Here is a 12,690-nt window from a genome sequence, read left to right on the forward strand (position 1 = left end):
AATAATGATGACTAAAATTCTTTTAGTTATCTTTTCTTTAAAAGAGAAAGTAGGAAGATGGTAATGGGAAAACGAGACTATTATGAAGTATTGGGCGTTAATCGTAATGCCACTGATGATGAAATTAAACGTGCTTTTCGACAATTAGCAAAAAAATATCACCCTGATGTTTCAAAAGAAAAAGATGCCGAAGCAAAGTTTAAGGAAATTAATGAAGCTTATGAAGTTTTATCTGTTCCAAATAAACGCCGTAATTATGATCAGTTTGGTCATGCTGGAACTGACCCTAACGGCTTTGGTGGTTTTAGTCATGGTTTTAGTAGTACTGGAGATTTTGAAGATATTTTCTCTGGTGGCTTTGGTGGTTTTGGTGATATTTTTGAAAATTTTTTTGGTGGTGGTAAAAAACGCCGTGGTTTTAGTAATCAGCCAATTAAAGGGGAAAATATTGCTGCCCGTGTCACATTAACGTTAAAAGAACAAATGTTTGGGAAAAAAATAAACTTAGATTTAAATATTGATAAAAAATGTGAAATGTGTGATGGAACTGGGGCAAAAGACCCTAAAAAAGATATTCATACTTGTACAACTTGTGATGGGTATGGTTATGTTAACCTAGAACAACGTAGTCTTTTTGGTGTGATTCAATCACAACAACCATGTCCTGACTGTAAAGGGCAAGGAAAAGTAATTACCAATAAATGTTCAAAATGTAAAGGGCAAGGAAATTATCGAGGTAAAGAAACAGTAGAAATTGATTTACCAAAATCAATTTATGAAAATCAACAATTACGAATTCGAGAAAAAGGAAACTACGGTTTAAATAATGGTCCACGAGGGGATATTTATTTAGAAATTTCAGTAAAACCAAATAAATATTTTAAACGAGTTAATGATAATCTTCATTTAAATTTACCAGTATCTTATTTAGATGCTTTACTAGGAGCTGAAGTTAAAGTTCCAACTTTTGATGAGGATGTTCATTTGAAATTACCACCAAATACAAAAACAAATAGTATTTTTAATATTCCAAATCATGGGTTTTTCAAGTCACCAACATCAACCAAACGGGGAGACTTAATTGTTAATGTGATTGTAACAATTCCAACAAAATTATCGCCAGAAGAAAAAACAATTTTACAAAAGTTAAGAAATAATAGTTCGTTTAAAATTACTGATGATTTTTATGAAGATTTATAATTATTAAAAAAAGTTTTAATTATGCTTAATATCATAATTAAAACTTTTTTTATTTTTTTGTTTTTTGTTCTTTTCAACGATAATAACCATAAATTCCGGTTGTTAAAACATAAGCATTATGATATCCTAATTGTCGTAGTTCTAAGACTGTTTCACTACTACGATTACCACCATTGCATAATGTAATAATTAATTGGTTTTTGTCTGATAAATAACGAGGTGGATCTTGGAGCAAATCAAAAATATAAACATTGATTGAATTTGGAATTTGTCGTAACGCTTTAAATTCAACATTAGTGCGGACATATAATAATAAAGCATGATCTTTTTGTGTTTCAAAGGTTTCATTATTCATATAGACTGCTTTTTGGTTCATCTTACACTCCTTATTTTTTTTGTATATTTATATCATATCGTAAATATCAAAATAATGTGTGATAAAATTAAGAAGATTAAGTATAGCAGAAAGGATTAAGAGTTTTGATGGCAAAACAAGTATTTAAAAAAATAATAAATAATCAGGAACTAATTGTTGAACATGGTCAATTAGCAAAACAAGCAAGTGGCTCAGTTTTAGTCCGTTATGGTGACACGGTTGTTTTAGTAACAGCAACAGTTAATAACAAACTTAGTGAAGTTGATTTTTTTCCTTTAACTGTTGTTTTTCAAGAAAAATTATATTCAGTGGGAAAAATCCCGGGGGGATTTTTAAAACGAGAAGGGAAACCATCTGAATATGGGACCTTATCAGCACGAGTAATTGATCGTGCTTTACGACCATTATTTTCAGAAAATTTTCGGAATGAAGTTCAAATTGTTATTAATGTTCTTGCTGTTGATAATGACAATGATGTACGAATGGTTAGTTTATTTGCGGCATCATTAGCACTTAGCATTTCTAAAATTCCATTTGCTGGTCCAGTAGCGAGTGTATTAGTAACTGTTGACCAAAAAAATAATATTATTATTAATCCAACATTAGAACAAATTAATGATGGTCAAATGGAATTAATTGTTGCAGGAACTGCTGAAGCAATTAATATGGTTGAAGCGGGGGCAAAAGAAGTTTCAGAAAATTTAATGTTACAAGCAATTTTAGCAGGCCATGATGTTATTCAGCAATTAATTGCTTTTCAGTATGAAATTATTGCTAAAGTTGGAGTTCCTAAAATGGAAGTTGAGTTGTTTCAGGTTCGACCTGAAATTATTACTTATGTTAATAATAATTATGCGAAAGATTTAATTACAGTTGCTCGAATTAAAGAAAAAACAAAACGTTATGAAACAATTGAACATTTAATTGAACAAGCAATTAAAAATTATCCTATGCCAGTTTCACTTTCAGAAAAAGAACAGAAACAATTGACAGTAGAATTAAAAACAGCCTTACATAATATTATTCGCCAAGAAGTGCGCCGTCAAATTTTAATTGATAAAACGCGTTTAGATGGACGAAAATTAGATCAAATTCGACCATTAAGTAGTGAAATTGATATTTTACCAGTTGTTCATGGGAGTGCTTTGTTTACTAGGGGTGAAACGCAAGTTTTATCAGTTGTAACATTAGGGGCATTAGGTGAAAACCAAATTATTGATGGAATTACCGATGARGAAGGTAAACGTTTTATGCATCATTATAACTTTCCAGCATTTTCAGTTGGTGAAACTGGGCGGATGGGTCCTCCTTCACGGCGAGAAATTGGGCATGGGGCATTAGGTGAAAAAGTATTATTACAAATTATTCCTAGTGAAAAAGTGTTTCCATATACAATTCGCATTGTTTCTGAAGTTTTAGAATCAAATGGTAGTACTTCACAAGCATCAATTTGTGCTGCCACATTAGCGCTAATGGCTGCTGGGGTGCCAATTACAGCTCCAGTAGTTGGGATTGCAATGGGTTTAATTAAAGAAAAAAATAACTATACTATTTTAACTGATATTCAAGGTATGGAAGATCATCTCGGTGATATGGACTTTAAAGTAGCCGGAACGGCAACGGGAATTTGTGCTTTACAAATGGATATTAAAATTGCTGGAATTAACAAAGCAATTCTCCAAGAAGCTTTAAAAGCAGCAAAAAAAGCACGGTTAACAATTTTAGATAATGTTTTGGCAACTATTTCTGCACCACGAACACATTTAGCACCAACAGCACCAAAAATGAAAACATTTATGATTCCTGTTGATAAGATTCGTGAAGTTATTGGTCCAGGTGGGAAGATAATTACGGCTATTATTGAAAAATCAGATGATGTTAAAATTGATATTGAGGATGATGGTCAAGTGACAATTTATCATAAAGAAACAACGGCGATTGAAAAAGCATATCAGTTAATTAAAGCAATTGCAATGCCAGTTGTTGTTGGAGAAAAAATAATTGGACCAGTTGTTAAAATTGAAAAATTTGGTGTCTTTGTTCATTTAAAAGAAAATCTTGATGGTTTAATTCATATTTCTAAATTAGCTAAACAATATGTTGAAAAAGCAGAAGATATTGTTCAATTGAATGATATTGTTAAAGTTAAAGTGATAGAAATTGATAGGAAAGGAAAAATTAAGTTACAATTAATTGAAATATTACCTAAAAAGTAACTTAATTTTTAGTATTGGTTCTTAAATAAATAACTAAAATATTTGTTATAATTAAATAAGGAGTTAGGAGATTTAATTATGAGTAAAATTGCAATTGATATGATGGGTAGTGATTTAGGCATTAAACCAATTATTGACGCTTTGAAAGTTTTTATGAAGAAATATGACGATGTTACTTTTGTCTTAATCGGAGATGAGAAGGAACTGAAGTCTGCCACAGCAGCAGCAAAATTAGATAATACAAAATATGAAATTTTTGCTACAACAGAAGTAATTGCAATGATGGAAGGTATGATGGAAGCTCGTCGTAAGCCAAATAGTTCAATGGTTCGTGGAACTGAATTACTGCGTGATCAAAAAGTAGATGCCTTGGTATCCGGTGGTTCAACAGCGGCGTTTTTAGCGGCGTGTCATTTTATTGTGGGGGAAATTTCGGGAGTTTCACGGCCAGCTTTTATGCCTTTTATTCCAACAGTTAACAAAGGGAAGTCTGTTTTAATGTTGGATGTTGGTGCTAATTTAGAAAATGATGCCCAAGATCTTGTTAATTTTGCAATTATGGCTAGTGTTTATGCGCAAGAAATTATGCATAATCCAAAACCAAGCGTAGCAATCTTAAATATTGGTGAAGAAGCATCAAAAGGAAAAGATTATCATAAAGAAGCTTATAAATTATTAGCAAATAATAAAAAAATTTTTTTTAAAGGAAATATTGAAGCACGTGATATTACTAGTGATGTTGTTGACATTGTTGTAACAGATGGTTTTACTGGAAATATTGCGCTAAAAACATTGGAAGGAATGGCAAAGAATTTAATGGGTGTTATTAAACACGAATTAACAAAGAATTTTTATCGAAAATTAAAAGCTTTTTCTTTGCGAAAAGCTTTTCGGGGAGTTCGTGAAACCTTTGATTATCGAAATAATGCAGCAGCATTAGTCTTAGGATTAAAAGCAATTGCTGTTAAAACTCATGGCAGTAGTGATGCAAAATCATGAATTAGTGCTTTAGAATTAACTCGTATGGCAGTTGTCAATGACTTTGTTCAAAAAATGACAGTAAAATTGTTAAAGGGGGATTAATTATACGATGCAGTTTATAAATAAACAGCCGGAACAACTTTTTATTGAATTAAAAGCTTTTTTTAAACAATATCATGTTTTTATTAAAGAACGACAATATTATTTAGAAGCATTAACCCATAATTCTTATGCAAATGAGCATAATTTAAGTTATACTTATCAACGAATGGAATTTTTGGGAGATGCAATTTTAGCAAAAGAAATTTCTTTGTACTTATTTTTAAGTTTTCCTGATAAAAATGAAGGTGAAATTACTAATTTACGTAGTAAAATTGTTCGTGAAGGAACATTAGCAGAATTAGTTCGTCGAATGAATTGAGCACCTTTCTTATTATTAGGTAAAGGAGAAATTAAAACAAAAGGATATGAAAAAAATCGTATTTTAGCTGATATTTATGAATCAATGATTGCTGCATTATATCTTGATTTAGGTGAAGAGGTCGTTCGTACTTTTATTAATAATACTCTTATTAGAATGGTTTCTAATCCTGGTTTTTTTGACAAAATTCGAGATTATAAAACTGAATTACAAGAATTTTTACAGGCTGGTGATGATCGAACATTAGAATATAAATTGATTAAAGAATCACCACCGTTAGAAGGAAATCGAGTTTTATATACTGTGGTTGCAGAAATTGGGGGGATTCGGTATGGTGAAGGATGCGGTTATACTCATAAAGAAGCTGAGCAATTAGCAGCTCGTGATGCATTACAAAAATTAGCAACAAAATCAAAATATCATTTCGAAAAATAAACAACAATGTAATATGATTAAACTAATTTAAGTATATGGAGATGAAAAGTGATGCGGATAAGACATTTATTTAAGAATTTTTGATTAAGTTAGTTTTACTAGAAATAGTTTACAAGTTTTAGGGCTATTTTTAATGTTAGGAATTATTATTACCTTGTTTGGCGGAATGATTATGTCAAGTAGTTTAAGTACGGATCAATTAGCATTGATTGGAAACAAGTTGTATAATACTAATATTTCACTTCAATTTAATCATAATTTAAAAATTGTTTTAAATAATCAAAATTTATCATATGGTTTAAATAATATTAATTATATTAACGATGATGGGAAACTAGATACTAATAAGATAGAAAGTTCTTATTTTCAGTTAAAACCCAATGGCAAAGATATTTATCAAATTATATTGGATTCAGAAAGTAACCAGCCAGGAAAATGGCTTGCTTCAAACAGTTCAAATTCATATTTTATAGAACAATTAAAGGCAAAAGGTGAAGTAATATTAAACTTTAGTAGTAATATTGTCCCTGATAGTGCATACTTTTTTAGTAATGCTGATTATCGTGAATTGCTTAGTTATTTACAAGACCCAGCAAACTTAATTCCATTTGTAAGTTCACCAGATAATCCTCATTTAGTAACAGATACATTCATTTTTACTAATGCTTATAAGGATTTTAGTACAAATCAGAAACGAATTTATGATTTACAAACGCGCCTTTTAAATTCCGTTATTATTGGTTCAGTTGCTTGACCGTGCTTTAATGAGCGAAACAATGCGCCTTTACGATATTTTTAAAGCAGAAAACTTTTATATTCAAAGTGTGCAACCATATTATTGAACAACATCAATTATGGTAAAAGGAAGTTATCAAGAATTTTTAAATTATAAGGCTAGCCGATGATTACCCGCCAATTATTATTAATAATTCTTATGCTTCACATAATAAAATCAAGCTTTATGACCTTTTTAGTATTTATGGTTATCAATATCGTGTTATTGGTTTTGCGACAAATGCTTATGTCAATAGTGCGACAAATGCGTCATCTTTTATTTATAAACTATATTTATGACTTCGTGGTGAAAAATATACAAATTTGTTAACAAAAATAACTAATGATGCACCACAACTTATTAATAGTATAATTAGCATCCATGCTGCTTTTGCAGCAAAAGAACTAAATCCTGGTTTTTTGCAAGCACAAAATAGTTGACGTGATATTGCCAATGTTTATGATAATGCTACTTTTTCACGTTTTACTTCTGCTTATACGCCATTACATCATATGAAAGAACTTATTAATAATAAAGAAGATATCATTTGGTCAATTTTAATTGCAATTTCATTATTATTAATAATTTCATCTTTTATTATGATTAATATGATTGTTAATAAATTATTATTTTTAAACTGGGGAATTATTGGTAATTTAAAAGCACAAGGATATGGAACGGGAACAATTGCATTTTTACTCCTTTCTTGCTTTTTGTTACTGATGTTTATTATTTGTTAATTAGCATTAATAACAAGTTGAATCTTTTCCTTTATCTTAAATATTACTTATCAAGGTTTTTTAGAATTTACTACTTATATTTCAGTTCCTCCTTGATGATTAATTGTTGGAACATATTTGTTACCTAGTTTTGCTGTTTGCTTCTATGCTTTTTTATTCATTATTTATTCATTATTATTGAGGTATCACGACCAAAACTAGTTTTACTAAAACCAAAAGTAGTCAAAACATGGATTCCAAAAGGTCATAATTTACTACACTTAAACTTTAAATATAAAATTAGTCTTAAATTTGCTTTAGACGCTAAGTGAAAATTATTATTAACAGTTGTTGTAACAACATTCACCGGAGCAATGTTATTTACAGGATTAAAAACAATTATTAATTTTAGTCAAATTAATCTTAATTTAAAAGCAAATGCAAATTAAAAATATGTTTATCGGTATGATAATAATTATAATTATAGTGCTAGTGGAATTCCACCATATGATTATTTAGTTTATGAAAATCCCGAAGCAGTTAAAAAATCAGATGTTTCTGGATATTATTTATTACAACCAGAAAAACGGCAATTTACAGAAGAATTAGTGTTAAAAAAATATAATACTTTTGGATTTAGTGATCCAGTATGTGGACCATTTATTGGTGACAGTAATATCATTAAATCGTTTAAATATAAATGGTTTAAAGCAAGATCTTATGAATGATATGTTGAAAATTGTAAAGATACTCAATATTATGAACAAATTACAAAATTTATTAAGGAAACAGTTTATGAATATTTTATTAATGAATTAAGTCATGAAGATGGCATTATTATGATAGGTTATCAACCAATTATTTATGGTCCATATCAATCAGAAATTTTTGCAAATACCGAAAATTTATATGCACAAGAAGCAATAAATTATAGTTTACTAGAACAGTTTTTAAATGAATATCAAAGTGCTAATAAAAATTCAAAAATTTGATTTATCAATCCCAACATTTTTTCGGAATTTTATTAGTCATAAAAATTTAAAAAGTTTATATGGTAATGCAATTCAATTTTATGATTATAAAAATAATACAACACTATTTTATCCAAATGTTGAGAAGAAAACAGATATTAATTGATTCTTTAATAAAATTAAGAGCTTTGATCAACCTAATGATAATGATAGTTTATTACGAGCAGCACAAACTAATCGTTTTAGTCCGGCTGTTAATTATGCGATTTTGCAAGTTAATGAAATGAAAAAAATAATTCAAAGTGAAAAATGATTTCATAGTAAAAATCCTAATTGAGATCCAAAAAATTATCGGATTTAATTATATCCACTTATTATTGAAATTAATGGAGATATTATTAATATTTCGTAATTAATGTTAAAAAGGAGAATTTAATGGATACATATTTATTAAAACAATTGCAGGCTTTAGCAGTAGATTAAATCAATTGCGTATTCATTTGGTATTATTGGGAAAAAACTGAATTAATTACTAATTTAACTGATTATTTTGTTATTAATTCTCGGGAAAATGATATTTGAGATGTTTTTTCAATTCGTTCACAAACTGTTATGCAGTTTTTAGATTATTTATATGCAAAAATTATTCGGAAAACAATTTAATAAAATTAATTACATTTTTTAGAACTATATTTCAAAATATAGTTTTTTTCTTGTTAAAAATATTGTTTTTGTTTTAATAAAAGTAGAACAAAAACAGTTTAATATTTTAATTTTAGGAGGACTAACATGAGTATTAAAAATAAAAATAATCTTTTTTCATTAGAACAAATTATTTTAAATTCATCCGCAAAGAATCAAGATGAAGCATTTCATGAATTAGCAACAGTAGCGTATCAAGCAGGGTGCATTAATAATTCCAAAAAATTAGTAAAAGCATTATGAGCTCGTGAACATGAAACATCAACTGGTTTAGAAGATGGTTTTGCAATTCCACATGCTCTAATTAAAGATATTAAAAAACCAGTCGTTATTTTTGTTCTCTATCAAACTGGATTAGAATGGTCAACTTTTGATAATAAAAAGGTTCAAGTTGCCATTGCACTAATTATTCCGACTAATAAAAAAATGACATTCACTTAGAAGTTTTAAGTAATTTTGCTAAAAAATTATTAAATTCAAATCTGCGTCAAATTTTAAAAACATCGACTAATAAAACCGAGATTTTGGAATTATTATCGGCAGTTGATAATGAGACGGAAGTTAACAATGAGAGTTATCAAGGTTATGTTTTAGGAATCACAGCTTGTTCAGCTGGAGTAGCACACACTTATATGGCTGCAAAAAAATTGAAGATGAAGCGAAAAAATTATGGTATGCAGTAAAAGTTGAAAAACAAGGTGCTAATGGATATGAAGATAAATTAACACTAGAAGATATTTCAAATGCTAATGTTTTAATTATTGCTGCTGATGTTGCAATTGGTGAACAAGAACGATTTGTTGATATTCCTATTTTAAAAGTAGCAGTTAGTGAACCATTACATGATGTTGAAGTGGTTTTTCAAAAAGCTACGCAAATTATGCGACCATTACATTATCTAATCAACAAATTCCAACTAAGGAATTTAAAAAAGAGAAAAATGAAAAAGGATGATTCAAATTACATTTTAAAGCTTGTGCTGTTAGTTTAAAAAATGCTGTTTTAACTGGAATTTCCTATGCAGTGCCAGTAATTGTTGCTGGAACAGCAATTCAAGCTTTAATTACAATTATTGCTCAAATTGCGGGTGTTGATTATATTAAGGAACATGCTAATTGATTAAATACTTTAAGTGATGTTGCTGGTAAAAGTTTAAGTATTTTATTAGCTCCGGTGTTAGCGGACTATATTGCATATGCAATGGCACATAAACCAGGTTTAACCCCAGGTTTTTTAGGTGGATTAGATTGTGTTTATGTAATAAAGACTGCAAATGATGGCACTGTAATCATTGATGGATTAGGTTTTTTAGGTGGTTTAATTATTGGAATTGTTGTTGGTTATATGATGAAAGGATTTAAAAAATATCTTGTGAGTAAAAAAATGCAAGGTGTCTTGACTTTATTTGTTTATCCTGTTTTAGAATCATTAATCAGTATTTGTTTAATTCTCTTTGTTATTGGTCAACCAATTGCCCTATTAATTAATGTTATTTTTAGTGGGTTGACAACTTTACAAACCTCAAATTTAGCAACAATATTAGGGATTATTATTGGAATGATGTGTGTTTTTGATTTAGGTGGTCCTTTTAATAAAGTGGCATGAGCTTTCTCATTTGCATCATTCTCACAAGCTTTTACAAGCGGGCAATTAACTAATCCAAGTTTGTTGGTTCCATATGCATGCTTTTGAGCTGCTGGAATTGGAACTGGGTGAACGACTACTTTAGTAACTTGAATTGGTCGTCGGTTTTCAAATCAATATGAAAAAGAAGCTGGCAAAATGTCATGAATTTTATCTTCATTAGGGATTACCAAAGGACCGATTCCATTTGCCTTATCTGATCCATTCCGTGTTATTCCTTCTTTTATGATAGGAGGTGCTGTTTCTGGTGGTTTATGCACAGCTTTTAATTTAGGTTCAACCATTACGGGAGGTGATTTTATTACAATGGCAGGAATCCAATCAACAACAGGTGCTGTTTCAATTGGTGTTGCCATTTCTACTATGATTAATTTTTGCAATTATTGGTTGTGCAATTTCAACAACATTATTATTAGTATTAAAATATATTAAAACAAAACCAATTTTAGAACAAAAAGTTCATACTTGAACAATTAATGTTCTATCGTTGGGAATTGTTCCAAGCATTAAAAAACAGCAATTAAAAAAAATAATAAATTATCATCAAGTGAACAAGAAAAATATTTGAATCAAAAGCAGAAAAAAACAAAGATTAGAGTAAAAAGATAAAGGTGAATTTGTCATGAAATATAATTTTGACATTATCATTGATCGAACCAAAAATTCAGAACGAAAATGAGACCAAACATATATTGCAGATAATTATCATTTAACGGGTGATAATATCATTAATTCATCGATTGCTGATTTAGATTTTCCAACACCACAGCCAATTACAAATGCTATTTTAAATCGTGCAGAAAAAGGAGTATACAGTTATACTTATATTAGTAATGAGTTTTATGAGGCGGTAAGTACTTGGTATTATTATCAGCATCAACTTACAGTTCCAAAAGATAAAATCAAGCTTGTACATGGAACAGTCAATGCTCTTCATCAGTTAATTCAATGTTTAACTGATATTAATGATTATGTTTTGATTCAAACGCCAGTTTATGGCCCCTTTGGCCGAGCAATTTTAAATAATCAACGCCAATTATTAGCAAATCAATTAAGATGAGAGGACAATAGTTATCAAATAGATTTTGTTAATTTTATAAACATAATAAAAAAATATCGACCAAAAATATTTATTTTATGTAATCGGCATAATCCTGGTGGTTGTGTTTGAACAAGAACAGAATTACAAAAAATAATTGAGATTTGTCAACAATATCGTGTTTTAATAATATCAGATGAAGTACACGGTGATTTAGCATTACCAAATGTTAAATTTCATTAGTTACTATCATTTTCAATTCCAAATAATGAGGTAATTGTTTGCAATTCTCCAAACAAGGCTTTTAATCTTGGCGGATTAAAATCATCATATTTAATTACATTTAATGACAAATTACGAAAGAAAATTGATGACCAATATGAATCTGCTTCGATTACATCACCAAATGTTTTTACAATTCCAGCTTATTTAGCGGCATATACTAATCCAGAAATATTAATTTGAAAAACAACTATGTTAAAATATATTGTTAAAAATTATATTTTTGTAAAAACAACCTTAGAACAAATTCCGGGATTAAAAATAATGCATTTAGAAGCCTCATATTTGGTTTGGATTAATTATGAAGAAACTAAAATTTCACCGCAGGAAGTTAACAAATTATTATTAAAATATAAATTAATCGTTAGTAAAAATGATGATTTTGTTGAGTCACCAATAACTTGTTTTCGAATTAATATTGGTACTTCATTTGCGATGGTAACAAATATCATCAATATTTTAACAATGATTTTTACAAAATCAGAAAGGGTAATTATGAGTAAAAAAATTATTTCAACACATTTAGCACCAAAAGCAATTGGGTCATATTCACAAGCGTTTAAAATAGGAAACTTTCTATATGTTTCAGGTCAATTACCATTAGATCCAACAACAATGATGATTGAAGGAACAACAATTACAGAACAAGCAAAATGTCCCTTAGAAAATTTAAAAGCAATTGTACAATCAGCAGGTTATAGTTTAACAGATGTAATTAAAGTTAATATTTTCTTAAAAGATATTAATGATTTTCCGGCAATGAATGAAGTTTATCAAAAATATTTTACAGAAAATTTTCCAGCCCGTTCTGCTGTTGCTGTTTCAAATTTTCCTAAAAATGCTTTAGTTGAAATTGAAGCAATCGGATCTTTAAGAGAGGAAAACTAAAAAACTATGTCTTAAAAAAGAGAAAATCAAATTTTCTCTTT

Annotated in this window: 15 protein-coding genes; 14 read left to right on the plus strand and 1 reads right to left on the minus strand. The window is 28.9% G+C overall.

Features of this window, described 5'->3' with window-relative positions; translation table 4 throughout:
- Positions 1-63: 63 nt before the first annotated feature.
- Positions 64-1,200: a molecular chaperone DnaJ gene (gene dnaJ / locus C6B38_RS08640; RefSeq protein WP_105299319.1), complete on the plus strand. Its 1,137-nt coding sequence runs from the start codon at positions 64-66 to the stop codon at positions 1,198-1,200.
- Between the two features lie 49 nt (positions 1,201-1,249).
- On the opposite strand, the gene C6B38_RS08645 is transcribed toward dnaJ, so the two are convergent.
- Positions 1,250-1,576, minus strand: a complete 327-nt coding sequence (locus tag C6B38_RS08645) for a rhodanese-like domain-containing protein (RefSeq protein ID WP_105299320.1) — start codon at positions 1,574-1,576, stop codon at positions 1,250-1,252.
- Between the two features lie 107 nt (positions 1,577-1,683).
- On the opposite strand from C6B38_RS08645, the gene C6B38_RS08650 reads away from it, so the two are divergent.
- The 13 genes from C6B38_RS08650 to C6B38_RS12485 all read left to right on the plus strand — a co-directional run bounded on the left by C6B38_RS08650 (position 1,684) and on the right by C6B38_RS12485 (position 12,649).
- On the plus strand, positions 1,684-3,792 hold the full coding sequence (locus C6B38_RS08650; protein ID WP_105299321.1) for a polyribonucleotide nucleotidyltransferase: 2,109 nt from the start codon (positions 1,684-1,686) through the stop codon (positions 3,790-3,792).
- Between the two features lie 78 nt (positions 3,793-3,870).
- Complete coding sequence (plsX, locus tag C6B38_RS08655; RefSeq protein WP_105299322.1) at positions 3,871-4,875, plus strand: phosphate acyltransferase PlsX; 1,005 nt, start codon at positions 3,871-3,873, stop codon at positions 4,873-4,875.
- Between the two features lie 7 nt (positions 4,876-4,882).
- The gene (gene rnc, locus C6B38_RS08660) at positions 4,883-5,629 is read left to right on the plus strand and encodes a ribonuclease III (RefSeq protein ID WP_105299323.1); all 747 of its coding nucleotides are present in this window, start codon (positions 4,883-4,885) and stop codon (positions 5,627-5,629) included.
- Between the two features lie 133 nt (positions 5,630-5,762).
- Complete coding sequence (locus C6B38_RS11660; RefSeq protein WP_233485717.1) at positions 5,763-6,428, plus strand: hypothetical protein; 666 nt, start codon at positions 5,763-5,765, stop codon at positions 6,426-6,428.
- A gap of 299 nt (positions 6,429-6,727) precedes the next feature.
- A complete protein-coding gene (locus C6B38_RS11665) occupies positions 6,728-7,144 on the plus strand; it encodes a hypothetical protein (RefSeq protein WP_233485718.1) in 417 nt (138 codons plus the stop codon).
- A 137-nt stretch (positions 7,145-7,281) separates the two neighbouring features.
- The gene (locus tag C6B38_RS11670; RefSeq protein ID WP_233485719.1) at positions 7,282-7,572 is read left to right on the plus strand and encodes a hypothetical protein; all 291 of its coding nucleotides are present in this window, start codon (positions 7,282-7,284) and stop codon (positions 7,570-7,572) included.
- Positions 7,573-7,731: 159 nt separating this feature from the next.
- A complete protein-coding gene (locus tag C6B38_RS11675) occupies positions 7,732-8,151 on the plus strand; it encodes a hypothetical protein (RefSeq protein WP_233485720.1) in 420 nt (139 codons plus the stop codon).
- Entirely contained in the window at positions 8,090-8,455 is a 366-nt protein-coding gene (locus C6B38_RS11680) for a hypothetical protein (RefSeq protein WP_233485721.1), read from the plus strand. The genes C6B38_RS11675 and C6B38_RS11680 overlap by 62 nt, the downstream gene beginning before the upstream one ends.
- Before the next feature lie 428 nt (positions 8,456-8,883).
- On the plus strand, positions 8,884-9,237 hold the full coding sequence (locus C6B38_RS11685) for a PTS sugar transporter subunit IIA (protein ID WP_233485722.1): 354 nt from the start codon (positions 8,884-8,886) through the stop codon (positions 9,235-9,237).
- A gap of 163 nt (positions 9,238-9,400) precedes the next feature.
- The gene (locus tag C6B38_RS11690) at positions 9,401-9,787 is read left to right on the plus strand and encodes a PTS fructose transporter subunit IIB (protein ID WP_233485723.1); all 387 of its coding nucleotides are present in this window, start codon (positions 9,401-9,403) and stop codon (positions 9,785-9,787) included.
- A gap of 20 nt (positions 9,788-9,807) precedes the next feature.
- A complete protein-coding gene (locus C6B38_RS11695; protein WP_255401144.1) occupies positions 9,808-10,872 on the plus strand; it encodes a fructose-specific PTS transporter subunit EIIC in 1,065 nt (354 codons plus the stop codon).
- Positions 10,873-11,062: 190 nt separating this feature from the next.
- On the plus strand, positions 11,063-11,722 hold the full coding sequence (locus tag C6B38_RS11700; protein WP_233485725.1) for an aminotransferase class I/II-fold pyridoxal phosphate-dependent enzyme: 660 nt from the start codon (positions 11,063-11,065) through the stop codon (positions 11,720-11,722).
- 534 nt (positions 11,723-12,256) lie between these two features.
- On the plus strand, positions 12,257-12,649 hold the full coding sequence (locus C6B38_RS12485) for a RidA family protein (protein ID WP_105299324.1): 393 nt from the start codon (positions 12,257-12,259) through the stop codon (positions 12,647-12,649).
- Positions 12,650-12,690 lie beyond the last annotated feature (41 nt).

The sequence above is a fragment of the Spiroplasma sp. ChiS genome, assembly GCF_002968355.1.
GTDB lineage: Bacteria > Bacillota_I > Bacilli_A > Mycoplasmatales > Mycoplasmataceae > Spiroplasma > Spiroplasma citri.